Annotated in this window: 25 protein-coding genes; 10 read left to right on the top strand and 15 right to left on the bottom strand. The window is 60.3% G+C overall.

Annotation, left to right across the window (positions count from 1 at the left end):
- Positions 1–4: 4 nt before the first annotated feature.
- The 8 genes from AB0N24_RS23425 to AB0N24_RS23460 all read right to left on the bottom strand — a co-directional run bounded on the left by AB0N24_RS23425 (position 5) and on the right by AB0N24_RS23460 (position 6666).
- Positions 5–1273, bottom strand: a complete 1269-nt coding sequence (locus tag AB0N24_RS23425) for a hypothetical protein (protein WP_364129753.1) — start codon at positions 1271–1273, stop codon at positions 5–7.
- 1 nt (position 1274) lies between these two features.
- Entirely contained in the window at positions 1275–1997 is a 723-nt protein-coding gene (locus AB0N24_RS23430) for a hypothetical protein (protein WP_364129756.1), read from the bottom strand.
- 1 nt (position 1998) lies between these two features.
- Complete coding sequence (locus tag AB0N24_RS23435) at positions 1999–2286, bottom strand: hypothetical protein (protein ID WP_364129758.1); 288 nt, start codon at positions 2284–2286, stop codon at positions 1999–2001.
- Positions 2283–2912: a DUF6668 family protein gene (locus AB0N24_RS23440; RefSeq protein WP_364129760.1), complete on the bottom strand. Its 630-nt coding sequence runs from the start codon at positions 2910–2912 to the stop codon at positions 2283–2285. The genes AB0N24_RS23435 and AB0N24_RS23440 overlap by 4 nt, the downstream gene beginning before the upstream one ends.
- On the bottom strand, positions 2899–3651 hold the full coding sequence (locus AB0N24_RS23445; protein WP_364129762.1) for a hypothetical protein: 753 nt from the start codon (positions 3649–3651) through the stop codon (positions 2899–2901). The genes AB0N24_RS23440 and AB0N24_RS23445 overlap by 14 nt, the downstream gene beginning before the upstream one ends.
- 6 nt (positions 3652–3657) lie before the next feature.
- Positions 3658–5034, bottom strand: a complete 1377-nt coding sequence (locus AB0N24_RS23450) for a hypothetical protein (RefSeq protein WP_364129765.1) — start codon at positions 5032–5034, stop codon at positions 3658–3660.
- Positions 5031–5303 (bottom strand): hypothetical protein, encoded by a 273-nt coding sequence (locus tag AB0N24_RS23455; RefSeq protein WP_364129768.1) that lies wholly within the window; start codon positions 5301–5303, stop codon positions 5031–5033. Before AB0N24_RS23455 ends, AB0N24_RS23450 begins: the two co-directional genes overlap by 4 nt.
- A 262-nt stretch (positions 5304–5565) precedes the next feature.
- Positions 5566–6666, bottom strand: a complete 1101-nt coding sequence (locus AB0N24_RS23460; RefSeq protein WP_364129770.1) for a CHAP domain-containing protein — start codon at positions 6664–6666, stop codon at positions 5566–5568.
- A 143-nt stretch (positions 6667–6809) separates the two neighbouring features.
- Here AB0N24_RS23460 and AB0N24_RS23465 point away from each other — a divergent pair, with 143 nt between their 5' ends.
- The 7 genes from AB0N24_RS23465 to AB0N24_RS23495 all read left to right on the top strand — a co-directional run bounded on the left by AB0N24_RS23465 (position 6810) and on the right by AB0N24_RS23495 (position 12422).
- A complete protein-coding gene (locus tag AB0N24_RS23465; RefSeq protein WP_364129773.1) occupies positions 6810–6956 on the top strand; it encodes a hypothetical protein in 147 nt (48 codons plus the stop codon).
- A gap of 606 nt (positions 6957–7562) precedes the next feature.
- A complete protein-coding gene (locus tag AB0N24_RS23470; RefSeq protein ID WP_364129865.1) occupies positions 7563–7811 on the top strand; it encodes a helix-turn-helix domain-containing protein in 249 nt (82 codons plus the stop codon).
- A gap of 75 nt (positions 7812–7886) precedes the next feature.
- Positions 7887–8135, top strand: a complete 249-nt coding sequence (locus tag AB0N24_RS23475; RefSeq protein ID WP_364129775.1) for a hypothetical protein — start codon at positions 7887–7889, stop codon at positions 8133–8135.
- A 945-nt stretch (positions 8136–9080) separates the two neighbouring features.
- Positions 9081–10133, top strand: coding sequence for a hypothetical protein (locus AB0N24_RS23480; RefSeq protein ID WP_364129778.1), 1053 nt, complete (start codon positions 9081–9083; stop codon positions 10131–10133).
- Positions 10133–10456 (top strand): hypothetical protein, encoded by a 324-nt coding sequence (locus AB0N24_RS23485; RefSeq protein WP_364129780.1) that lies wholly within the window; start codon positions 10133–10135, stop codon positions 10454–10456. The genes AB0N24_RS23480 and AB0N24_RS23485 overlap by 1 nt, the downstream gene beginning before the upstream one ends.
- Before the next feature lie 686 nt (positions 10457–11142).
- Positions 11143–12057 carry a ParA family protein gene (locus AB0N24_RS23490; RefSeq protein WP_364129782.1) on the top strand — a complete coding sequence of 305 codons (915 nt, stop codon included), beginning with the start codon at positions 11143–11145 and terminating at the stop codon, positions 12055–12057.
- Positions 12054–12422 carry a hypothetical protein gene (locus AB0N24_RS23495; protein ID WP_364129785.1) on the top strand — a complete coding sequence of 123 codons (369 nt, stop codon included), beginning with the start codon at positions 12054–12056 and terminating at the stop codon, positions 12420–12422. The genes AB0N24_RS23490 and AB0N24_RS23495 overlap by 4 nt, the downstream gene beginning before the upstream one ends.
- Positions 12423–12522: 100 nt before the next feature.
- On the opposite strand, the gene AB0N24_RS23500 is transcribed toward AB0N24_RS23495, so the two are convergent.
- On the bottom strand, positions 12523–12708 hold the full coding sequence (locus AB0N24_RS23500) for a hypothetical protein (RefSeq protein WP_364129787.1): 186 nt from the start codon (positions 12706–12708) through the stop codon (positions 12523–12525).
- A gap of 143 nt (positions 12709–12851) precedes the next feature.
- Between AB0N24_RS23500 and AB0N24_RS23505 the strand changes: the two genes are divergently transcribed.
- On the top strand, positions 12852–13388 hold the full coding sequence (locus tag AB0N24_RS23505) for a hypothetical protein (protein ID WP_364129790.1): 537 nt from the start codon (positions 12852–12854) through the stop codon (positions 13386–13388).
- 13 nt (positions 13389–13401) lie between these two features.
- Here AB0N24_RS23505 and AB0N24_RS23510 read toward each other — a convergent pair whose 3' ends face one another.
- The 3 genes from AB0N24_RS23510 to AB0N24_RS23520 form a co-directional block, all read right to left on the bottom strand.
- The gene (locus AB0N24_RS23510; protein WP_364129792.1) at positions 13402–13998 is read right to left on the bottom strand and encodes a recombinase family protein; all 597 of its coding nucleotides are present in this window, start codon (positions 13996–13998) and stop codon (positions 13402–13404) included.
- 204 nt (positions 13999–14202) lie between these two features.
- Entirely contained in the window at positions 14203–15000 is a 798-nt protein-coding gene (locus AB0N24_RS23515) for a hypothetical protein (RefSeq protein ID WP_364129795.1), read from the bottom strand.
- 320 nt (positions 15001–15320) lie between these two features.
- Positions 15321–16172 (bottom strand): hypothetical protein, encoded by an 852-nt coding sequence (locus AB0N24_RS23520; protein ID WP_364129798.1) that lies wholly within the window; start codon positions 16170–16172, stop codon positions 15321–15323.
- Between the two features lie 735 nt (positions 16173–16907).
- On the opposite strand from AB0N24_RS23520, the gene AB0N24_RS23525 reads away from it, so the two are divergent.
- Positions 16908–17576 (top strand): hypothetical protein, encoded by a 669-nt coding sequence (locus AB0N24_RS23525; protein WP_364129801.1) that lies wholly within the window; start codon positions 16908–16910, stop codon positions 17574–17576.
- Between the two features lie 413 nt (positions 17577–17989).
- On the opposite strand, the gene AB0N24_RS23530 is transcribed toward AB0N24_RS23525, so the two are convergent.
- Positions 17990–19096 carry a hypothetical protein gene (locus AB0N24_RS23530; protein WP_364129804.1) on the bottom strand — a complete coding sequence of 369 codons (1107 nt, stop codon included), beginning with the start codon at positions 19094–19096 and terminating at the stop codon, positions 17990–17992.
- Between the two features lie 729 nt (positions 19097–19825).
- On the opposite strand from AB0N24_RS23530, the gene AB0N24_RS23535 reads away from it, so the two are divergent.
- Positions 19826–22810 (top strand): hypothetical protein, encoded by a 2985-nt coding sequence (locus AB0N24_RS23535; protein WP_364129807.1) that lies wholly within the window; start codon positions 19826–19828, stop codon positions 22808–22810.
- Positions 22811–22905: 95 nt separating this feature from the next.
- On the opposite strand, the gene AB0N24_RS23540 is transcribed toward AB0N24_RS23535, so the two are convergent.
- The gene (locus AB0N24_RS23540; protein WP_364129809.1) at positions 22906–23703 is read right to left on the bottom strand and encodes a hypothetical protein; all 798 of its coding nucleotides are present in this window, start codon (positions 23701–23703) and stop codon (positions 22906–22908) included.
- Between the two features lie 141 nt (positions 23704–23844).
- Positions 23845–24924: a hypothetical protein gene (locus tag AB0N24_RS23545; RefSeq protein ID WP_364129812.1), complete on the bottom strand. Its 1080-nt coding sequence runs from the start codon at positions 24922–24924 to the stop codon at positions 23845–23847.
- Positions 24925–25037: the final 113 nt, after the last annotated feature.

A 25037-nucleotide genomic window follows, 5' to 3' on the forward strand; every position in this document is an offset into this window, starting at 1 on the left:
TCTACTACCCATTTCCTGTTGGACCAGTTGTGTCAGCGGCCACGCCGTCGGCAGCCTGTTTGGCTCCCGTGGCGACCTTCACGGCCGCGGTGGCAGCGATACCGACAGGACCTGCAGCTGCTGCTGCACCCGAGGACCCGGCCGCGGCGGCGCCGGATGGAGCGGCCGCTTTGGCAGCAGCCCCGCCTTGAGCGGCACCTGAGGGTGCGCCGGAGCCGGCGGCCCCTCCCTTTGGAGCCCCAGTCCCGTTGGTTTTGCGTGCCGCAGCTCCGTCATTGCCGGAACCGCTGGGCGCCGATTCACCCTTGTTTCCAGTCAGACCACCGGGGCCTTTGGAACTGGCGAATCCTCCGCCGCCCCCGGAGCGTGGCTTCATGGATCCCGTGACGGCCGAGCCGGCCGCACTGCCCAATGCCGAACCGATCATCGCTCCACCGCTGCTTCCAGCGACGGCGGCGACCATCGGCATAACGAACTTGAACAAAGCCGGTCCGGCCACGAGGGCCAGGAGCATAAGGGCAAGCCCGCCCATGGTCTTGACGAGAGCATCCTCACCCCATGAGCCCACGAGCTGGAATGCGGCGGCATAGATGATTGCCGCCGCGGGCTTGTAGAGGATGGTCGCGACTCCAATAGCCACAAACCTCTGGAACCACTGCTTTCCAGTCGCCGTGTTGGTGAAAGACGCCGAAAGCGTCAAGGTTCCGGCCAGCACGACAAGCAGGCCGCCCCGGCCGATCATGATGGCAACCTGGAATAGAGACACCAGGATGGCCAGAACGCCGAGAAGGATCGCCAATATCAGCATCGAGGAATCCATGCTGAGCAGAAGATTGAGCTTCTTTTCGAACCCGCCTTCTCCGGCCGCCAGGTTTATGAGCCAGACCGAAAACTGGTCTGCGGCGGAGATGAACAGCTGCAGCACCATCAGGCCTGCGCCGGAGACGAGCGCCAGGGTGAAGATGGATTTCGCCACCTCGGAAAGGCCGTCACCGCGATGAGAGATCATTGCCTTGCCAGCGCCAAGGATCAGCGCGACAAAAGCCACGATTGCCGTGTAATACAGCAGGTTGTTCTGCAGGAACAGCACCGCCGGATCCACTACACCCGTCTCTGTGTTAATGAGCGATGGAGTCGGAGTCTGAACCCAGAAGGTTCCCAGCGAGGCAATTGATTTCGCAACACCTTCGATCACCGCGTCCCGGAGCTGCCCCAAAGCATCACCTGCTGCAGCTTTCACACAGCCGGCAGCATCAAAAACGGGATTGCACATTTTAGATTCCTGCCCAGGCGATGTAGCCGGTGAGGTCACTGATTTGGCCGCCCTCACTGGCAAGGGCGGCTCCTGCGTCAATGGACCAATCCGTTCCGGTCCAGATCAGGGTGACAGGTGTGCGTACGAGTGCTCCCTGCATGGAGACGGCCATCTGGACCGTTGCTTTGTCCTTGCCAGCCATGAGGATCCGGTATCCCTTGATCTGCGGTACTTCAGTCGGCAATGCAGCGGCCGTGGCACGGACGCGCTCCAGGGCCGAAGTCTTCTCCGGGGAGTCGACGGCGTACTCATTCATGAGAGTTTCCGGACCGTCCTGCCAAGTGACCGAGAGCATGTGGGTTGCAGCGAACAAGGCACCCGTGGGGTTGTGCGCGAAGCACTTGGCGACGCCCCCCTTCGTAACGGCAGGGCCGAAGGTGGACGGCGCCGAGGGAACCACCATTTTCCTATCCAGCGTCCACGTCGCTTCGGGAGCGGCGGCCGGAACGGCCTGGTCCCCGTCCGGGAGCGAGCACCCGCCGGGTGCTGGAGCGGCGGAAGTCGTCCCTGTCGTGGCGAGCGGAGTTTGGGCGGCATCAGGCTGCTTACTGGACCCCAACCCCTGAACGAGGATCACGATCAGAAGCACAAGCACGAGGCCAATGACAGCCGCCGAGGCAATAAAACCCTTCGTCCCCCAGGGCGACCGGGCATCCTCCAACGATGACTCAGGCGTAGGCATATCAGGCCCCGAGCAGCAGAGTGATCAGACCGCCAGCAATACCGACGAGAACCGAACCACCGAACCACTTGAGCAGGCTGCTCATCGTGTCACTGCGCCCGTCGCTGCCGACCATGAGCTTGCCGGCGATGATCAGCAGACCCACGAAAGCAACAATTGCCACAGCCCACGACACGTAGCCGACAATCGTGAGGACGTTGGCGGCTCCCGGAGGGGCAGTGGGCTTGGGCGGGTCGAACATGGGAACGGCGGCCAGGACTGTCTGAACAGTTTCGAGGTGGTGCATCATGAGAAATCTCCTTGGTGGTGGTGAGGCTTATTGGTGTTTTTGGTCAGGATTTGGACGTCGGAAACGAGCTTCCTCAGGTCTTTCGGGAGAGACGGGCCAAAGCTTCCCTCGAGGCGGACATCGATGCTGTAGCCAACGACCCAGAGCCGGGGGAACAGTCCCCCGACGACGGTCGCCAGGTCTCGCAACTGTTTGGCCTGCTTGGGCTGGTCAGCCATCACGATCAACCCGAGGAGGTCAATGCCGGGAAGCTCACCAGCCGCCCACTGCTTCCCGGCAGCACGGGCCGCTTCAAGGCCCAGGTAATCCCCCCGTGCGACGACTACAGCAGGGACATCGAAGTCAGTGCCTGCAATGGGCCAGCAATGATCGGCGGCGGAAAACAGGGAAGGCTCGACGCGCTCTAGTAAAGATTCGCCCGCTCCACCGTGTGCGCCGACGACAGCGATCTTGCCTTCGGGGCATCTGAAGTCATGTAGCAGTCCGCCGTCGGCGGTAACGTTTCGCAGAGGCCGGCGAAGCCCGGTCGTCACAGGCGTGTCTTCCTCGATTACGGGAGCGACTTCGCCTTCCGCGAGGGCGTCCAGCCACGGAGAAGCGGACAGGGGGGAGCTAGGACTGGGCACGGCGTCGCCCTCCTCCGCTCAGACGAGCCTGCAGCCGCGTGCCGCCAACCGTAAGCACGCCGGCGGCCATGAGCCCGCCGCCAAGCAGGAGCAGTCCACTGTTGTCGGTAGCGCCCGTGTAAGCGAGTTCCTTCGGCGCAGCCGCTACCTGCTGGCCGCCAGCGCGTGCAACTGGTGCTGTTGCGGCGGCAGGTGCAGAAACGTCTGCTGGGACCACTGCCGAGGAGGAATACCCGGTCCCGTAGCCACCAGGGCCAGCGGCCGGTGAACCGGAGCCAGCGCCGGCCGGATCAGGATTTGCCGGAAGATCAACAGGAGGGCTTACGGGCGGATCGACCGGCGGGTCCGCGGGCGGGTCCACGGGCGGATCGACGGGCGGGTCCACGGGCGGATCGACGGGCGGATCGACCGGCGGGTCCACGGGAGGATCGACGGGCGGATCGACCGGCGGGTCCACGGGCGGATCGACGGGCGGATCGACCGGCGGGTCCACGGGAGGATCGACGGGCGGATCGACCGGCGGGTCCACGGGAGGATCCACGGGCGGCAGATCAGGCAGGTCGAGCTGCGGAGCCAGCGCTGCCGCTGCCACTGCCTCGACAATGCCAGCTGAAGCGTCGGCCTTGATCTCAGGAGTTTCCGCGTCGTCAGCCCACGCGGCCCCAACACCCATACCTGTGAGTATCGGCAACGCCAGGACAGCCGCGGCTGTCCTGCGGTGGATTGCATTTTTCAACATGGTTTCCTATTTCTTGTCGGGATCTAGCTGGATCTTGGGAAAAGCGACGAGACGGCCTTCTTGGTCGGCGGCCAACAGAAGGTCCCCGGAGACGGCGTACGTGCGCTGCCCGTTGGCCTTTTCCTGGATGGGACCACTTGCGACTGAGCCATCAGCGCATTGCAGCCAGGTACCTATGGTTCCTTCAGGCATGCAGCCAGCTGGCAGAGACGCGGAGCCCCCCGCCGGCACGTCCAGGACTCCCTTGTCACTGATGAGGTAAGCGCCGCTCGGAGTGGCATGGCCACCGACTGGCAGAGGCGCAGAGACGACCACCGCCCCCGCAAAATCGTGGATGACCACAATGCGGGAAGCTCCGTCAGTCCACTCCGTCGCCACTCGGTTATCCATCGCACCTATCCAGGTGTCCAAGCGCATTCCGGAAGCGGGCGATGCCAGTTCGAACGAGGCAGGATTCTTCCCGTCAGCGCCCGAGACAGCGACCCGGGCACCGGTCCGGGCCCAGACCATGCGGCCATCGGCTGTCAGGTCCACCGGCGAAGCGCCTGGAAACGGGCTGACATAGGAGATGTCCGTTCCGGCACCAGCCGCGGCAATGCTGATGCCTGAACCAGTCACCGTAAACGCCGGCCCCAGCCGGCCTGCGACGCGGCCCCCGGTAGGAACGGGAAACTGAGCCGCAGCCGCGCCGGGAATCCAGCGATAGGCTCCGGAGTCCGAAACGGTAACGAAACCTCCCTCCCTGTCAGCCAGAAGCCGAAGAGAACCAGAACCTACAGACCATGACGCGACCTTCTCCCCATTGCGGAGATCCAGCACTCGAATTTCACCGCCCGTTCGGACCGCTCCCCAGCGTCCCGCCGGATCTGTCTGCAGCAACTCCCCCGCCGGCTCCGAAACCCAGGCGGAAACCCCGGAAGTCGCTACCGGGGATTCAACCGGGGCAGTCTGGATTGCAGAAACGACAACCACACCCGCTCCGGTGACCGCAAGACCTACCGTGCCAGCCAGGACAGCAACCCACCGCTTGGACAGCGGCCGACGGGTTATCTTGCCTGTTTTGGTCTGGGGGGTCTTTGCCGTGACAGTACTGCGGGCCGATGATGACTCATCCTGTTCCTGGACATCACCGTCAGGGCCGACGATGAGCACACCCACGCCCTCGGCGCTGATTGTCTCTACCCGGACTGGACGGCGCAGCTCCTTGGCGACCTCCTGCGCCATTTCCAGCAACTGCCGCATCGTCTGTACGGGTGTTTCACCCACGACCGGAGTGGCAAGACCAGAGCGGGTAAAGACTCCCGTGCCATCAGAATGGACGGTCAGGGATATTTTGGGGAAAGGAGCAACGTGTGTCTCCCGCGGCACTGCCTTGGTCTTCACTTGCCAGCCCCTTTGCCCAGTTCGGGAACGATTGATTCGACCTTCCACGAAGGTTCGGCATCGTTGCGGAGAAGCTTCACGGTCAACTTTCCGGCGTCAGTGCCCACAACGGCGGTGCAACCGAACACGTTGGCTTCATCAACCAGTAACTCCCCCGTGCTCTCCGCCTTGATGGAGGCAATATATTTCGTATCCACACTCTGAAAGTCAGCCGCGAACTGCTGCGTTACGTACGGGGACAATTCGCGCAGCCACTGCGCTTTCTCCACTCCGGGCCGTGAGTACAACGAAACTGCCGTGACCGCCGTCGACAGCGCCTCACGCCGGACATCCTGATCCCACCGGAGGCTCGTAGACAGCCTTGGCTCATCACCTGGAGCCTGTGGACCCTGCACCGGGCTCAGAGTTGCGAGAGACGGGCCGGCGGTCGTTGACGAACCGGGTGCAGAAACCTGTGAGACAGGCGCGCACGACGCCAAGGCCAGGGCGGCCAACGGGACGTAAAGAAGCTGCTTTTTCATCGGGAGTCTCCTAAGAGGCAGGGGCTGCGGTGTCGATACCGGGCATGTACAGGAATGAGGACGGTGTGGTGTTCTGCACCACGCGTGTGTAGTACTGGTGGTCATTGGGGACGGGTTCGCCGTTATATCCCTCTTCGACATACGTGCCATCGGCGTTGACTGACTGCACCACGGCGACATGCCCATAGGTCGGGTCCGCTCCCCCGCGTCCGGCCCCGTAGTAGACGACTGCTCCTGGCCGAGGACTCTGGCCTGTAGGCCATCCCTTGACCTGCCATGCCTGCAACCACTCGACCGCGTTTCCAAGGTTGTGCCCATCCGGGCGGAATGTGCTGTTCAGCGCCTTGAACGGCGCCTCAGCGCTTCCCAGCTGCTGGTTCACCCGCCACAATGCAAAGTCCACGCATTCGCGGTTATACATTCCAAGCGGAGAAGTGCTTGCCGGGCCTGCACCGGCTTCCAGCCACGACGGGGCCGTCTTCCACGGAAGGTCGTCACCTGCGCCGGCACTCACGGCGCAGTCCGGCTTGGCTGAACTATCTAGTCCGTCTTTGCCGTACTTGGATGCTGCCAGCTTCGTAATCTTCACGACGTAGTTCTGCGTCTCGGCATACGGAGGAATCCCGCCGAACTGCTTCACAGCTCCAGGACCGGCGTTATACGCGGCCAGGGCAAGCTCAATCGCGCTTTTGCCGCTGCTCTTGCTGATCCCCTCCATGTCCAGGCGGAGAGAGCCCATGAACCTGCCTTGGGCAGCAATGCCGGCCGCTGGGTCAAACGGGTCCGCTCCCGCACCGTACGTGTCCCATGTTCCTGGCATGAATTGGGCAATCCCTCGGGCACCCACCGGGCTTGTGGCCTTTGGGTTCCAGCCGGATTCCGCTTCGAGCTGAGCAGCGAGGATGCTCCCGGGGATGCCGGAGGCTTTGGAAGCTGACGCAACGTTCACGCCCCATCCCCCTGGCACGGGGGAAGCATCAAACTCTTGGCTGATGTTGCAGCCAACGCCAGCGAACGCCGCATCCTTGCCGCCGCCCATGAGTACAAGCACCAGCACCAGCCCAGCGACAACGATCAGAGGCAGGGCCGCTGCAGCGGCAAGGCCCTTCATGCTGCCCGCTTTCTGGGCCAAGCATCGGCCAACCACAAGGAACCGGCAGACTCGACAGTCAAAACGACGTCCGGGCGACGGATCCGGAAAATGATGCCGGGACGTTTTTCGCCAAAAACCTCTGCGGCCGAGTGGACCGTCAAATGTCCGGCGTCCACCAGCTCCTGAAGCGTTTCGTCTATCTCGCTCAGGCAACGGGCTCGGCGCCCTACCTCGGCGGAATAACTAAACCCGGCGCAACGGGCGTCAACCATCTCGCCCTCAGCAACCAACCCCAAGAGGACAGTTAGGACCCGACGGTGGAGCATAGGGACGTCAAGGTCGTTAATCCACTCGACGAACGCCTGGCGCTCCATAGAGCAACGCGCTTTCGACTCAGCCGTTGTCGGCCACTTCACGCCAAACGGCATCAAACTACCGAACTGCATTACTCCCCCATTTGCTCCGGACACGGTTTCAAGCCTTACCAGCTCCCGGCGACAAAACGTCAAAAACTCCATTCGATGGATGGACGCCCCGGCAAATTGTTCCCCATCTCCGGCTGAAACGCTTGTCAAGTGGCGGCTTTGAGACGTACATCTCCACAGACGCGCGCTTCTCGGCAGATGGGTAAGCAGGCCCCGCACAAAGACGCTTCGCATAAGGGCGATGATTCTCATCTTTCGTCCCTCCCCTGGCTGGCCATTCCCGACAACACCGCCGCAAGTTTGTGCGACAGTTAGACACTAGCCTGAAAAGAACATTAAATGTAGTCTTCAAAAGAACATTACATGTAGCACCCCACCTCTGATGTGGTTCACCAACGGAAGTGAGAATATGAGTGAATGCCCCGATACTTACGCCCTCCGAGCGCCCTGCCACAGGACGTAGAGATGGCTATCGAGTCATTCGGGACGATGTTCTCCCGTGCCATCCTGCGCCATTTATCCATGAACGGGCCCACAGGTGCAGCTGACCTGGCCCGAGCGCTCGGTACGGACCCCAACACTGCCAGGCGGACGCTTCAGCATTTGGAGGAGGCCGAACTGGTTGAGGCTGATGTCCCGGCTGGACAGCGGCGAGGACGGGCCGTTACCTTCTCCGTGAACCCAGACCGACTGGAGATCCTTCTCAATTCTCTGAAGGACTACCTACTAGGGCGTTAAACGTTCTTTAACAGCGACACGCCCAAAAGCATCCCACTTAAGTGAACCGGGTTCCGGTTATGTTTGGGGCAACCCTTGGAAGTCAAGGGACAGAATTTGACCCGGAAACAGGGGGAAGCCATGCCGATGCCACATAAAGGCGATCGCCGTTACATCCCTACCAGGCTTCCAGTTGCGGACGCCGACAAGCTGAAGGCCCTGGCAGACGCGACCGGAGACAACCGCGGCGATCTCATCGCACGCGCTGTCCATGACTTCTTGCAAACCATCGACCTTGACAGGATTACTGGTCAGGAGACGCTGCCGATGGCAGAAGCCAGCTAAAACAAGAAGGCCCGCACTAGGCGGGCCTTCAAAAAGTATGTAGTTCAGATCCTAAATCTTGGCGGATCCCGATCTGAACCTTATGTAACACCCACCCAGTGGGTGGATTTTGTTGTTCCCTCACGAGGAAGGATTGATCCCATCGTACCGGTTTCTTTAACCGCGTCAACGCACGCCTGTCCGAGTGTCGCCCGGCAAGTTACGCCGGAAGAGGCCTGGGTTCTGGCTCCCTTGATCGCCGGACAGCCGACATATCGGCTGGGACGCCGGATCGGCGACCGCTTCCAGTACCCGCGACCAAAGACCGCCCCGAGTATCACAACCAGCCTGCCGCAGCGTCCTGCTGCCGTGACTGTCCACGGCGTCGATGGCTCAGTGGCCACGATCTGCCTGGACCTGGACACGTCCAAGGCACTGAAAGGTGTCGTGGACGCGGACGCCGTTCGCTTGGGCCGACTCCTGGACGAGTGCGGCTTGCGCTGGGTGGCGGACTTCTCACCAAGCGGCGGCCGGCACATATACGTCCCTTTGGCCGTGCGTCTGGATGGCCGAGCCGCTCGCGAGCTTGTCGAAGCATTGACACAGGTGGCCCCAAGTCTTGACCCCAGCCCTCACCAGAACATAACGGACGGGTGCATCCGTGTCCCCGGCTCGCCCCATAAGTCGGGCGGCTACCAGGTACTCGTCACTCCCCTATCCGCCGCGTACGACATAATGCGTCGTCGCAACCCGGAAGCCGCCGTCGATCGCCTCCGCAAAGCCCTTGCCCCTGAGCTGCGGCGTGTCCGCGAGCTGAAGGAGCAGGCATTGAAGTTGGCCGCCCGCCCATCCAAGGCATCTGACTCCTTCGCAGGTACGAAGGCAGGCAGCGAATCCCCCCTACGAAGGGTGGCCCGAACAGGCTTGTACGACACTGCCCGATACAAGAGCCCGTCAGAAGCCCGTATGGCTGTCCTCAACCACTTCTCCGCCTGCCGCTGGACCCTAGACCAGGTCCGCGCCGGTATCACCGGCCAGTTCGCCGGCCTTGCCGCCCTCTACGGCAGGGAGGCAAAGCAGGACCGACTCCTGGAGAAGGAGTGGACTAACGCTCTCGCGTGGACCCAAAAAACCACTCGCCGATCAACGCGGAGAAGGAATGCGTTTATTAACGACACAAGCCACCCAGAACCCACAGGGGGGGCAGCTGGCTCAGCCAGCAAAGCCGGTATCCGCCAGCTTGTGAACGATGCTGAAAATATCTTCTACGCTGTTCTGGACGACCGGTTGAAGAGATTGGGGCGCGAAGGGCACCACCTCCGTTTCACCCTTCGGCAGATACTTGGTTTCGCTCGGGCCAACGACACTGAACTGGTGGAGGTTGGATGCCGCTCTCTTGCCCTCGGGTTGGGGAAGCACCACGGCACCGTTGCCAGGCAGCTGCCTAGGTTGGTGGCGCTCTCCGACGGTCTCCTGACCAAGGTCGCAGACGCACGCCACAAACGCGCAGACGTATACCTGCTCCAGTTGCCTGAAAAATACGAACAGCTGGCGCGTGAGTTGGCTTGGAAGAAAGGCAAGATCCATGGAATCCGTTACGTTTTCCGTGCACTAGGAGACCACTCAGCCCTCGTTTACGAATGTATCGAACGCAGCCGGCACTCCCCTACGAACGCTGACATCATCCGTGCTACCGGAATTAGCCGCTCCGCAGTGGAAAAAGCCGTGAACGAGATGGCGGCCCTATGCATGATTCACCGCGAAGAGGGCCGCTGGCGCATTACGGCCACAACCAACCTCACGCAGCTGGCCGCTCGTCTCGGCGTCATCGACGACGTGCAGGCCCAAATCAGCCTCCACAGGCACCAACGCGCAGTATGGCACGCGTACCTAGACCGCTTCACCGTCCAGGCAATCAGCGAAGAAGACCTCTATGACCAGGACAAGGACGAATACTGGATGCCGCCCCCTGACGGAGACCCGGCAAGTGACTATGCCGTGGCGTTTCAGGCTGCGTAATGGAAACTACAAAGGACGGGACGGATGTTTTGAAAATGACAAAGCTTGCAGATGATGAAGAATTTCGTTTCGGCGATCTGACGGACCAAGAAATTTTGGTCAAGCAGCAGGAACAGATTCAGTCAGAGAAGGATATTGTTGCCGCGTGGCTGGCGAACGGTGAGTTCTTCATCATGTCTGCCGGAAGAGTCCACGTCCCAACGTGCCGGAGGGCCTCATGGGAGATGGACCGCGATGTTGCCTGGAATCCTTACGCAGCGGATTTGAGCGATATCCGTGAATACAGCGGCACTGGGAACCAGCCGGGGATGCCTGGCTCATGAAGCGATCCGAAGTGGAGGATTTGGAGAGCTACAAGGCGGGTCAAACGTGCTCCCCGGCACTCAACCATGTCGTCAAGCGACGTTGACAAGTCCACCCTTACAGGCGGTTATCGCCCCCAGTAGCCCACTTCGCTAGCGGGGCGTGGCCCTCCGGTAACGAAGTATCCGCTGCTGAGACGCAAGCTGGCCACTCCCCTCGTGCTCGGTGACCAACTCGACATTGGCACCGGCTAGCGCCTCCGTTAGTTCCTCACTCTTCCGCGTTGCGTCCGCATCAGCCTCATCCTGCTCGGCGGCTTCGCTTTGCCACCGAGCGGATCTGTTGCCTCTGCCACTTCGGGGTCCGCCCGCGGTGCGCAGCTCCTCAACCAGCGCCGTCAGCTGCTGGCCCGAGAGGCTGTGTCCGGGACATGGCGCGGGTTCTCCCCAGGACTGAACCCGGCCCCAGAACCCTTTGTTCGCTGGTTTCACTTGTGAACACAGTAATTCCGGAAACACATTATTTACGGGTTTCACAGGTTTCACCGGGTTGGCTTGGTTCACTGGGTTGGCTTGGTTCACTGGGTTGGCTTGGTTCACTGGGTTGGCTTGGTTCACAAGTGAAAAAAGAGAAGACACGGAACCCGGCTTCACAAGCAAAGCCGGTGTTGCTGGCTACGCTGGAATCACTTTGGAAGGGGAATTTGATGAAACACGATCTGGACCGCGGTGCCCTAAGCCGCGTCATCGCGGTAATCAATGGCAAGGGCGGGGTCTTCAAGACCAGCCTGGTGGCCAACGTAGGCGGCCTCCTAGCCGAGGGCGGATCACGGGTGCTGCTCGTAGATCTTGACCCCCAGGGAAACCTCGCCGAGGACCTCGGTTACGCCGACCAAGGCGACGGCGGTAGGAGCCTGGCGGCTTCGCTGTGCTTCGGGGGAGAGCCTGACCTGCTGCTGAGCGTCCGGCCGAACTTGGACGTCATTGCCGGAGGCCCCCATCTCGACGATGCTGCCGCTTTCCTCGGAGCCAAGGCCCAGAAGGACCGTGACGCTGCACAGCTAGCCCTCGCCAAACTGCTTGCCGAAGTTGCGGGGGAGTATGACCTGGTCCTGCTTGACTGCCCGCCGGGGAACGAACCGCTGCAGGCGGCAGCCGTGGCCGCAGCCCGGTACGCAATGGTGCCGTTGAAGACAGATATGTCTAGTCGCAAGGGTGTCGCCGCGGTCGCCGCACGCATGGACAGCGTCGTCGGACTCAACCCGTCCTTGGATCTATTGGGCGTCGTCCTAGTCGGGACCGGTACGAATTCCAAGCAGGTCCACAAGGTCACCCGCGACCACCTCACAGCTGATTTTGGTACAGACGAAGTGCTGTTCCCGATGACCATTCGCCACGCAGAGGCAACCGCCCAGGCGTGCCGCGAGCGTGGGTTGTTGGCCCACGAACTCGAGCGGGAACTTAGCAAAGGACCGAAATGGTGGGAGGTTCTGCGCGGGGAAGCGAAGGCTGGGAACACAGGGCCAAAGTCGGCTTCCAGTGTGGCCGAGGACCTCCACGCAGTCGCCATGGAAGTGACACGACGGATCGCTGTCGCAGAATCTCAGGAGGTCAACGCGTGAGCGCAGAACCAGCACCCGGCCGGCCCGCCCTCGGCCTGCCCCCGAAACGCACCGCCGAACCCACCGCAGAGGCCCCGTTGGCACGGATGCTCCCCGGACACCGGCCGGAGACGCCGAAGAAGGCAGACCCCAAGGACACCGAAACAGCGAACATGACGGTGAGTATCCCAGCCGCGCTCCGTAACCGGGCCCGGGCCGCATACAAAGCGACCAGCTACGCCGAAGGGGATAACACCTGGAGCCACTTCGTGGCGAAAGCCATCGAAGCAGAGACCGCCCGCCGCGAAGCCGAGCACAACAAGGGCGCGATGTACCCATCCTGGGGCGAGAAACTTCCTGGGGGCCGGCGGCTAAAGGACAGCTAGCGTCATCTACGAGAACCCGTAGTTCCAACCTCTCTGAACTAATGCGGCGGGTTATCGGCGCCTGCCAGTCGGCCAAGGCGGCAGGCGCCGAACCAGGGCCCTAGAGCTGGGACATCACCACAGCGGCGCCGCTCACGATGAAGGCAGCGACCGTCGTTACGATCAGGCAGGCAACCCTCCCGCCGAGAGTGGCCGGCGTCAGGCCGAACCGCTCGATGTACGGAACGCACCAATAGAACCCGGCGTAGCCTGCACCGATCAGCAAAACTCCGAACAGGGAAGTCAAAGTAATCCTCCAAATGGGTAAAGCGGGGCACCCCTTGCGGGGGAGAGGTTCCGGGGAATCCGGAGCGTCTACTCGATCTGTGTGCGGCGCCGGCGAAATGTGTCACTGGAGCTCAGTTTGCACGGCCCGTCTAGGATCAGGGCATGAAAGTCGAGGCGCTGAATAGCGACCAGCACAGGGCAGAACTAGAAGGATTCTTTGCGGCAAACATCAGTGAAGATGCAGGCCGAGTGCCGGTGCTGCCGCGCGCCAACGATCCACACAGAGGACATCGGGTGCACCTCCTGGCCGTCCGGGAGGACGGGCACATAGTGGCCGGGCTTTTTGCGGCGCCCCCCATCCTTGAAGTAGCCGAAATGAGCATGACCATGAAGGCCCCTCCCAGGGAAGCCGGGGCAGCAGCGCTCACAGATTTCGTGATGCTGTACGCAATCGCCACCGAGAATAAGCGAAGGCGAAAGGGCCTGGGGGCGTTGCTGCTGTCTGACCTGCACGAACGGGTAGGGGCAACGACGGCGCACACAATCTACGGCGTGTGCGCGGCGGATTCCGTTGAGTTCTACCGTGCCCAGGGCTACGCCGTGCAGGAAAGAAACGAGCCGCTGCACATGGCGTGGGGAACGGCGCCGATGCGTTTTGGCATCGAGGGCGATGCCCAGTGGTTTATCCGTAGGGTCTAGTTCCCGCTGCGTTTTAACTGTGTGCAATGTCCGGGCCGCTAGAGCGCGACGGCAGGTGTCGGTACAACGTCGTGCGTTTCAGGCCGGTCTTGGCGGTTATCTCCCGGATGGAGGAACCGTTGGCCCGGAGCAGGGCGGCGTGTTCGAGTTTGGCAGGATCGACCACGGACGGCCGGCCTGTGCGCCGGCCTTTGGCCGTGGCCACCGCCCGCGCATGTGAAGCACGCTCGGCCGCGTATGTGCGTTCCATCTGCCCGAACAGAGCCAGCATGACGAATGCCAGCTGGGCCATAGGCGAGTCAGGTTCGGCGGTGTCGATGGCGAGGGGGTCAGCCAGGGTCCGGACACCCACACCGCGCTCTTTGAGGTCGTGGACCATATTCAGGGTGTCCCGGACTGTGCGGCCAAGCCGGTCAAGGGTGTGCACGATCAGGACGTCACCGTCCCGCGCGTGGGTCAGTGCTTCTTGGAGTCCGGGGCGGGCGGTGGTGGCTCCGGATTTCTTGTCCACGAAGATGTGTTCGTTCTTGATGCCGGCGGCCGCCAGGGCGTTCAGCTGACGGGCCAGATCTTGTTTCGCAGTCGATACTCTCGCATAGCCAATGTCCATGTCTGGAACCGTACCGAATGTTGTGGCTGTGACGGGTGATTGTGGCGGGAGTTTTGGGATAACTTACGGGACAGTCAGGTTACGCGAATTTCCGCGGATCCCGAGCAGTGGGGGTGTGTCCCATCGAGACTGTCCCACAACCAAGGAAGTGGGACAGTCCGGCCGCTGGCAGATCGGTACGAGAAATGTTTCGTTGACTTCCGTTTAGACACCGATTTGCGATTGCCACCAAGTGATGAAGGTACCGAGGATGGTTGCCGTTCCGACAACAACGGCTCCGATGCGTTTTCCAAGGGTCCAGAAGGGACGTTCCTTCTCTTCTACACTGCTTCCCGTCCTCGTCGAGCTGGTGCCGCCAGGGGCCGCATGCGCAACCTGCACGCTGTTGCCGCGGCCCCGGATGACGATATTGAATGCGTTCGCAGCTTCAGCTGAGGTCGGGATTTCTCGGTGAGGCGGCGTTGCAGCGCGAAGTTCGCCCAGTAGTTCCGCGAGTCTCGTCTTGACTTGGTCAACGATGCCTTCCAGAGCGGTGGCGCTGACCGTCCAGTAGAGGCTGGCAACTTGTCTGGTCTTGCCGGATTCGAGGAACATCAATTTGGCGAGAATGGTTTCCCCAGGGAGCGCGAAGCGCATTGACTGGTCAGCCCCGCAGGCGCTGATCATGGATTGGATCTCACCGATTCCTTGGCGGAAGCTGACCTGGTTGGTAATGTCTTGGCGAACGTGCTCAGGAAATGACTCTGGGCCTATCGTCTGCCGTGATATCTGGGTGAACCCGAGAAGGGAGTCCATCTGTATGAGGGCCTGTACTTTTCGATACTCAGGCAGGATGGCGCCGTCTGTGTATCCGCGGAGCTCCTGCGATGCCCAGTCTCGGAGTTCACTGGACTCTGCACGACCGCCGAGAACGATCAGTTTCCTGAGGATGTCAGCCACCGGTCGGCCGTCCATGAGGTCGTTCTCCAACTGGGAGAGTAGCGTCGTTTGTGCGTGAGACATGATTTGAACTGTAGTCGTAGGGGCGGACGATGCGGTTTCTGTGCAGAGTGAGTGCGGACGAGTTCCGACATTACGTACATACTGCTCCGGACGCTCACACATCCAGTCCGACATCGGGTACTCCTGCCTGGTCTCAAGGATGCGATGCGCGGAGCGTCAGGCGCGGGGAAGGTCTACAACCACGCCAGGAAGCTGACCTGGCTCTGGTACTTAAACCGGGCGATCCTGCCGGACCGGCTTCATGACTTCCGGCTTACCGCCAAACACCTGGAAGTACTGCGGAGCCACCTCCAAGAGGAAACGGCTCGATGGAACTGACCTCAGCGCGGCCAGCGCCGGCGGCTGGGAACCTCAATGACCGGGATTTCATGCGGCTCCAGCGGGCGTTCTGGAATGGGCCGGATGTTGTAAGGGGTGATGCGGTCCTTCTCGTGCTCGTTCTCAATGGCTTCGGCAGTGCTCTCGTTGACCCGGCGCATGCAGTCGACGGACCAGGCCAGGAGGACATCTAGACGATTGACCTCCGCCTCGGCAGCCAAGAGCCGCTCGTGGGCGGTTACGGAGCGATACCCGCACCACTGGCGGAGAAGCTCATGAATGGGTTTCTGCCGGCGGAGGTAGTACTGGTATTCCTCCTGGGGGGAGGTGTCTACGGGTTTTCGGGTTTCCCAGTCCTCAACTGTGCCGCCTCGTTTGGATTTTTCCCGAGCCACTGTCTCCTCGGCCATGACTAGATCGAGAACCGGAGCGGGATTCTTCCGACAGGCCATCTCCACGACAGACATGGATGCGAGTGGCGAAAGGCATGGCTTCCCGTCGTGAACGATCCAGGCAAGCCCGGCCTGGAAAGCGGAAAGGGGCTGCCCCATAAGTGTTTCAAGCGCCGATTGATCGTGGACCACCAAGGCATCGTCGACTGGAGTGATAAATAGCTCGGCAACCCCCGAAGGTATGACCAGCTCAAGGGCTGCCCACATGGCTGAGGACTCGTTTTTGTCGATCGACTCTGCTCTCAGACGCCTCCAACCATCCATGGTGGTGTCGTACTGAGCTACCTCTTCCCACGGCACCTTGAGCCGGCCACGAGGCACATTCTCTTCCTTGCCGGAAGCATTCCCATCCAGATGACGAATCTCAACCCGGAACCTACGAGCCTGTTGGTGCAAGGCCAAGACTTGCACCCTTTCGGAGGGTGAGTCGTCACGCAGTCGGTATGCCCATTCCTGGCCTGGCGCGGGGCTAGGTAAAACTTCTGAATCCGGGTCCATAGTGGCTCATTATCCATCCCGCATCTTCTTCTAGTCTGGACCCAGGTGCCGACGGCTGGGACTGGCAAGATCCGCCGCCTCGGCGTTCCACATCCAAGGAAATGGGACGCCGGAGGCAAGCTGAGCCGACAGTTGTAGGCTCTCAACATGAGGGAGACCGGCGACGGGCGCAAACGGTTGGAGCCCCGGATGACTCGCGGCTCCTTCCGGTTCATGTTGTGCCTATGGGCAGGCCAAACCGTCATTAGCGTCATGCTCGCTCTGAACGCCCTGGGGTGGCGGAGCCCTTCGGATCCTCTACTCTTCTTCCTGGCTTTGGGACTTTTCATTGTCACCGGGATCTCTCTCGGCCATCTGTTCCGTGTTCGCAGAAATGACGCGACGTTCTGGGACGAGGAAGAGGCTCGCAGGGCAGATTGGGACCGCAGGGGAAGACAACTGTAGCCCGGCACCGGGAACTGTCCCATTGAAAAGGAAAGAGACGATACCAGCACGCTGGTCTGGCGAGCCGAGCGTCACGGGAACCGAGAATAAGCTGCCGTGGATGTCAGGTGTGTCAGTGGTCGCTGGCATCCTTAGTCGGAAGCAGCATGCATCAAATTTCCCAGTGACAAGATCTGCGGGAGGGGTCGATCGACAATGAATGAACCTGATGGGCAACAGCCGCTGAAGTCTTTTGAACTGACGAAAGAACAAATGGCGACATTCCGGATTTCAACAACCGGGCTACCGCGAAAGACTCCGCGAAAAAAATACCCCCACAAACCTTGGGCCGATCCTCCTGAGCTCTTGATACCAAACAACCAGATGACCGACGAACTATGGGCCGCATGGGATTGGCCGGCGGACCACGGCAAGTTGCCTTCAATACCTCGAAAGATCGCGCTTACGCTGTGGAGACGCGACGGAAATATCTGTCAGCTCTGCGGACTGACCGTGGATATCCACCTGCGGAATAGCCATCCGGCCATGGCCAGCGCCGATCATGTCACACCGCTTCGACGCTACGCCCCCCACTACGACGTCTCCCAACTCAATGTGTGGGGCAATGTCGTGCTGGCGCATCTTCACTGCAACATGGCCCATGTAGATTTTCCGGCCGAATACATTGCCGTCGAAGACTACCGCCGCATGCTGAAGACCGCCTTCAATCAATTCGAACTATTTGGACGTGCGAACCTTCCTGAGACCTCCATGATGGAGCTGACATCTCCCTATCAGACACAAGCTTGGAGAAATGAGCAGATCACCGGACGTCCAACGGGGACTTTCGGACAAGAATGGAGCCTTCACGGACAAGACGGGTAATTGCAGCGATCCTCATTCGCGGGCAGCCTGTGCCCTCACCTGAACAACAGCCACAGATCGACGGCTGCCCTGGCGGCCCGATCAGCAGTGCAGTAGCGGAGATCCAGACGCCGGCGATCTGTCAGCCTGCTCGCGAGTGGCCGCGGTTGATCATTCATAGTTCTCCTGCCTTCCGCTCCGTGTCATTTCGCCTTGGGGGGCTGTGACGTCTTCCTAGGTCCGTCCCTGGGTTGCCGCATATCGCCGGCGCGCATTCCATGGGCGGGCTGCATGGGCACTCCGCTATCGGGACACCTGTGAATGACCCTCTGGCCCGTGGCCAACTCCACCATGGCGCGCCCTATGTTTACCCGGGCATGGCACAGGGCGTGGCTAGCCTGGCCTTTCGGCTTTAGGCGTTGGATGTCTTTGAACTAATTTCCGCGCCAGGTATTCACTAACGTGGGAAGAGGCGCGACGGTGAGCATTTGGTCTAGGGTCGCAAGGGTAAAAACCCGGCCCTCAGTGTCACGAACAACGGGACCAAGAGTGTCATTAACACGTGTCCACCCCATTCCGCTGAGGACGGCAAATAAGGGGATTCCGCCAAGTCGGATCGACTCTCCTCGAAGTCGCTCAAAACGAAGTGCCTTGTCTCGGGCGGTTCCGCCGTCGTTCACAAGTTTGCATTCGAGGATTCCCCGTAGGCTGCCCGAGTCATCGAAGATCACGAAGTCCGGCGCGGGTTGTACTTGAAGTTCAAATCTTCGAGCTATCTCGGCTTGGTCGTGTGCCCCAGTGCGTATGTACGGGACGCCAGCGCTCTGAAAGAGTTGCTCCACGGCGTCCTCGATGAGATTGCCGCGCTTAGTTGATGTCGCATCCAGAACCTGTCGATAAGCACCCCCGTAGTGCCGCTGGTGAAGGAAATCTGCGTACGGCACACCGGTTGTCGCCAGGTTGCTTGCAGAAGTCCATCCGTTTTCCGTATCGATCTTGGCTTGTTTGGAGCGCAGTCCTCCTCCTGGATCACCAAACAAGGATCCGTCCATGATTTGAGTCAACGTTTGAGCAATCGTCGTTGCCTGAGCAGGTGTGGCGGTCGCTCCATTGCGTTCCATGGAGTCGATCTTGCCTGCAGATACACCTGCCCTTGCAGTTGCTTCGGCCACGAGTACTGTCGCCTGCGCGAACTCCGCTTTTGCCAGGCCGAGAATAGTCCGGAAGACCAGGAGGGTTCGAGGATTATCGGTTATTGTCGTCGAAAGCGTTGTTTCATCAACGACTGTAAAGTCGTTCGTTGCTGTGGCTGCCGCAACATACGCTGCACGGAAATACGGCGCTTCATAAAAAGGTGCTTCATGGATATACGCAAAATCTGGGGCTAGATGCGGAACGTATGCCTCGCGGGCGACTTCAGCAAATATACGTGAATGCTCCGCTGTTCCATGACGCTGCGATACGAGCCTGATCTGGGCAACCCGTTGATCCCAGGTGGGAGCTTGAACGATTGCTCCCACGGTTTCGTTGACAGAGGCCACTAGCCCACGTCCATCAGCGAGCCAGATGTGTCGTTTGCCTCATCGTTGAACAGTCGCGACCAATCGAGGTAACGGTCAGGGTGAATGCGTGAGTACGCGCGGGCGTCGGAGTAAGGGGGAGAGGTGAAGAAAAGGTCGACACCCTTCGCCGGTAGAGCGGGCAACCACTCGGACGAGTCACCCCAAGTAACCCCTGTATCCAGCACTTGCTGGAGAGCTGCTGAAGGGTCTGACGGAATAGGCGGGCGGGCGGAAGGAGCGAGACGAAGAGGCACAGGATGAACTTTACTCACCCATCGAGAGCGTTGGTCACGCCGTCCAAAGACTGGGGAAGCAGCGATCAAGCGTCGGCGGGGCCAAATCTCCAACTTGTTCGTGCGGCCCCGTTTGACGATCACGTCCGGGTGGACGTGTGTTCCTGACCCAAGGAAATGGGACATCCAACTTTGGGAGGCTTACGGATAGAGTCCATTAATGAGCCTCACATTCCTTCTTAGTGATCCGCAGTCGCCAGTGCGTGCTTACTTGGATGGCATTTCTCCGCACCTCGAGGCTATGAGGGGGCGTAGTGACGCGGCCCGTGCCTCGGCGGAGGCCCTGGGCCTATCAGAGCTTACGAGACGTACGACTGTACGGTCGTCGTTCCCGGGAGCGGATCTTCGACTAACCGGCACAGCTTTAGACTTTCGGGCACGAATTGAGCTCGGGGGTTTTGACGCTCGTCATTCCGTGGCCGCCGCCGGCATTGCCCAACTGGGTGACTATGCTCCCTTTGTCGAGAACGGCGCCCACCGCGTAAAGATCCTTACCGAAGCGTTTGGCCTTGCCGAGATGCTATTGCGCGAACCGTTCAACGATTCAGAGCTCGATCGAGCAGCCATTCTGCTTGCCTACTGCGAACAGGTCGCTCGTAAAGGCGCGGAGGCGATGAATGGTTCACTGGGAGTTTTCTGTGATGCTGCGGTCGACGGAAGATCATTCGCAGACCGGCTTGATCCGCGGGTGCTGGCAGATATCAGATCGTTGATGGTATCCAATGCTGCTCAGCTTGAAACCTGGCAGGAGCAGATCGCTGGCGGGGACCGCTACGAACCTAACCCTGGGTTCGCTGGTTCGAGGCTCGTCGGCGGCGCAGACGCTGACTGGGTGATCGGTGAAACCCTTATCGACTGCAAGGTGTACGGCGCGTTGACGGTACCCAAGCTAAGAGACTTCATACGTCAGTTGCTCGGGTATGTCATGCTCGATTCCAATGACAGCCTAGGCATTCGCCGTGTCGGTATCTGGCTCCCGCGCCAGAGGCTGATGCCAAGCTGGAGTCTCACGCATCTTCTTAGCGGTGACCCGGAGGAATTGCTTCCGTCGCTCAGGCAAGGGTTCACAAAGGCGACTGGAAGGACGCAGCTTGCGCCTCATTCGCCGATTCCGATGAGGCGCATGCATCAGCAGCTCGCGGACAATCGTCACACTCCCTACGAGAAGTTGGCGATGCTGGCGATGAGTGAGGATGTTGACATCCGTCGGCGCGTTGGACGGAATGCGGTGGCGCCCGAGGCGACCGTAAGGATGCTCGCGGGAGATGGTCAGTGGCGGGTCCGTGAGGGTGTCGCGATGAATGATTCAGCGCCAGAAGACGTGCTGGAGGCACTCGCGTGCGACCGAAGCGTTGCAGTGCGGCGAGCCGTGGCGGCAAACCTAGGCGCTTCGCGACCACTGGCGAAGGCATTGGCAGCGGAAACCAACCATGTCATTAGCCGGGACCTCCGAGCGATCGACGACGGCGGAAATGCATTGTTGGGCGGGGCGCCTATAGAAGCTGAGGGATTCGCGGCGGAATACGGAGGCGACGTTCAGATCAGCCAGATCCGCGACGATTCGTCACTTGACTCGACGTGGTTTTCTGAATTCCTGCAGATGACGTCGGGCCAAGCTCCTCTGCCCATTCCGTATGCGAGTTATCGCTGGGGCTTACAGTCAGGCCGGCCGCTTGTAGTTGAGGAGTGGATGCAGAGAGGTCTGCCGGATCAGGTCCTAGCTGACCTGATCCGGGGAGATCGCCCAAGTTGGGTTCGAAGGGCGGTGGCCAGGAATCTGGAGATTTCTGATCCAGCCTTGCGTGAAAACTTGCTAGGCGACGCTGACCCGGAGATTCGCTGGCTCACGCTCGAGCGCACTCTCCACCACCCTGGCGAGGACCTCAGCTCCCTGCTGGTCGACCTTGCGGCATCTCGGGAAGCGAGATTAAGGTTCCGTACCGCCGGCATGGCCGCCCGACGGGAATGGCGGTGCACCGCTGCTGAATATGAGCATCAGACGCTCTGCCTCCTTGCCGCTCACCCATCGACTCCTTACAGCACACTTCTGACGCTGATGGCGAACTCTTCGGCTGAGGTGCTCGCAAGCCTGGTCGAGAACCCGTCTCTACGAGATGACGACCGAGTCTTGCTCGTCCAGTCACTGCAGACCAGCAAGTCCGTCGCAACTCGCGAGCTGCTTGCTTCGATAGAGTCCGTGCCGGAGACAGTTTTGATCGAATTGGCAGCAGATCGAGACGTCAGAGTGCGTGCTGCGGTTGCAAAGCACCACGCAACACCACTTGCCGCTCTTTCTCGCCTGGCTGCCGACCATAAGCGCGCGGTGCAATTGTCTGTACTTGAAAACTTGGTTACTCCCGCTGATCTGGCTAGGTCCACTGCGGAAGCCTTGCTTCTGGTTGACGTCGACGAGGACCTACATCAGGTGCTCGACCTGGCTGAGAGACGTGCAGACATTGATTTGCCGGCACGGGTGATCGAGGACGCCCTCGATCGACTATCGAAGAGTCGCGTGCGGGATCCCGATATGCGTTGCGTCGTTGCGAGCGACGGACGAAGCAGTGTGAAGACTCTGTCGCGCCTTGCTCGGAGCGCTGAAAATAGTGTTCGTCAAGCGATCGCGACAAACCCCCACACGCCCGTCGTCGTGTTGGAGCATCTCGCCGGAGATCTTGAACCAGGCGTGCGGGCGATGGTAGCTCGCAATCCGCTTTCACCGGCGACAGTTCTCGAGATACTTTCTCAAGATGACAATTCGGAAGTCCGAGCTCAGACGGCCGGAAACCCGAATCTTCCACAAAGCACGCTTGAAAGCCTGCTTATCGACGATGAGGTAAGCGTCCGAACCGCAGCTCTGAAGAGCCCCACAATGCCGGTAAATTTGGCGCGGGAGACGGAAGCTGAATTGGTGCTTTCTGGGCAACGCACGCGTCCTGATCGTGCGGCCCTTGAGAAGATGGTCGCAGACAAGCGCGCTGAGGTGCGAATGGAAGTTGCTTTCAACCCGACGGCTGATGCTGATCTGCTCCGGCTACTTGGTGGAGAACGAGCAAGCACGCGGGTGCGTCGTGCCGTCGCTGCAAACCCGAACACTCCTGCCGCCGTGTTGCGCTCACTCGCCGAGGACAAGAACGACCAGGTTCGCCAGGCAGTCGCCTTCAATGGGGCAACGCCGGGGACTCTTCTTGCAGAGCTCGCCGGTCGCAGTATCGACCTCGCTATCCTCGTCGCTATGAATCCCGACGTCCCGGGTGCAGTCCTTGACGCTCTTGCGCAAGATAGCGATCCACTTATTCGATTTGTCGCCGACGGCAGTCGACAGGCTCGCGTCATTCCCAGCAGCGGGAACACGCAGAGAGCGCTAGACAGAAGCGGCGGCGCAGACGCGCGAAAGATCTGAGAGCCGCTGCCCACAGACGGGTCGATCGGCCCCAGCTTCACCACCGCAAGCGTCTCGTAACCCGACGGCCTCGAAACCCATGCCATGCAATCGGATCAGGTAGGGGGCTGGTCCCGGTGCTGGGAGGGTCTCTCAATACTGGCCGACGCGGCCTCGACGCGGCCCGCTGCGAACACCGGAGTGTAAGTGGTTAGTAGTTCTATCGCTTGACCCAAATCGTTGCTCCGTTCGAGCATTACATGGATGTTGGACGCGACATTGCGGACGGCAAGCTGCTCCGCCTGCTTTCGCCGTTCCAAGAATGTTTCCTCGGGCTCGTCGTCCTCTCTTATGACGGCGTTAGTGAGCGCTCTTACCCTCGCTGCGAGGATTCTCGTGAGATGCCCAATGTCCTCGAGTTGTTTTTTCGCTTCCTCCGGGGTGAGGTTCAGGCTGTGAGCCTGTGCGTTCTCATCAGTGCGTTCAGAGAGGGCGATTGCACTCGACGGGGCGACATCGGTAATTCGTACCTGCCCGGGAGCCACAACCTGAATCGGATGCGTCGACCGCTTCTTGGTGACGCGGTTCCACGTACTCTTTGCAGTGGTCTTCACCCAGGGAAGAGCCACAATTCTCAGCCAGTCTTCAATGTACGGCCACGCCTCTTCAAGCGCCTCGTCAAGCTTCTGGAGGAGGAGCTCGGCAAGGAACTCGCGCCATTCGTTGGCACGCTGGTTGTCTGCGGGCGTGGAGTCGGCGTATCTATGCGCCTCATCGGGGGTCTGTTGCTCTGCGGGGGGATCTACGCGTTCCCAGCTCACACGTTTGGGGCCCCCATACGTCACTGTCCACCACTCGCCATTGTCCTTCTGGAGAAGGAACTGTCTGGATGCCCTGCCCGATGTGTCTGCCATTCCCGCCTTCCATGGCTGCCTCCGAAGCGGACGGCGATACCTTGCTCATCATAAAGCGCAGCGTGGGTTTGGACCCGTCTGCACTACCCCCGTAACTGGGTTATCAGTGCAGACGAACTTTGGAAAGTAGTACCGCTGGTGCTACGTCAGAGTAACCAGACTCAAGGCTTGCTTCTCAGGAAAGTATTTGAGTCCAACGGCAACTTTGATCGGATGTGCACCTTCACGGGGCAGTTCAAGGACAAGAGTGAACTGCACCGTCTTGTCCTGGTTGTGTTGGAGCCGGTAGATGTAGTCATTTTCAAGCTGGCTACGAAGAACTGAGGCCAGCTCTTCACGGGAGTGACCGTCTAGGCCGGCGATCTTTAGTATTTGCCCCTTCGCTGTGGTGAGGTATCCAAATTTTGCTTCAGGTATGAGAATTTCGAACCCCTCGAGGGGGAGGGGAATGTCCGAGATTGCGTTGAGAGAGACGAGTACGTCCTCCCGGTAGTGAGGAAGAACTTCGGTCTGAATCTTGTAGCTGAGGAGCGGCCCAAACAGTATGTTGTTGACGCTTACGATTTCGAATCCGTGTTCTTCGAATGGGAGGCCTGTTTCGTTCGAATTGCTGACCATAGGTTCATCGCCGCCGTGATCCACGATGATCCGGCGCTTGTTCTTGATGAAGGATGTCCCCAGCAAGGATCCAGCTAGGTCCCGAAAGCCCGACCCGTACGTCGTGGGGACGTAGCCCAGGTAGGAGGGATACGCGCAGAGTTCTCGGTGAAGGGCTTCACGCTGGGCTTCGGCCAGATTATTCAGATATACGCAGTAGATGTACTGCTGGCCCCAGGCAAGAGAAGGGCTACTAACGAACCCGCTGTAGAGAGCCAGTTCGCGCGTTGCTGCAGGCGCCAGGAGGATATCCCCGACCATCACGCTGAGGGTAGTTTCCTTACCCAGCAGGGGGAGGAACATTCGTGTAATGGCTTCGCCGTAGCCGGGGTCATCTACGAGGTCCACGTTGAACAGGAGGGCCATCTCTTGTCGCTTGGTTGATGGAACCAGTGCAGGGCCCAGTTCCCCGTAAATGACGCCAGCTGAGGCAAGTTCTTCCTCCAGGAGAGCATGATGAGCGCGGATAAAGGGGCCGAACTGGTCTGTCCGCATCTGATAGGCAAATCGTGCGGCAAGGAGTCCGAAGTCCGCTCTTGCATTCACTGTCAGTATGGAAGTCATGGCGTGAGCCTATTGGAGACAGGACCGCCGCTGCTCAATTCGATCGGCTCAGGGCTGCGCAACAAGCTCCTCCGACACTTTTGATCTCCCGATGGATTTGCGAACAAGATCCA

Origin of the sequence: Arthrobacter sp. NPDC093128, from assembly GCF_040683875.1 — a bacterium.
GTDB lineage: Bacteria > Actinomycetota > Actinomycetes > Actinomycetales > Micrococcaceae > Arthrobacter.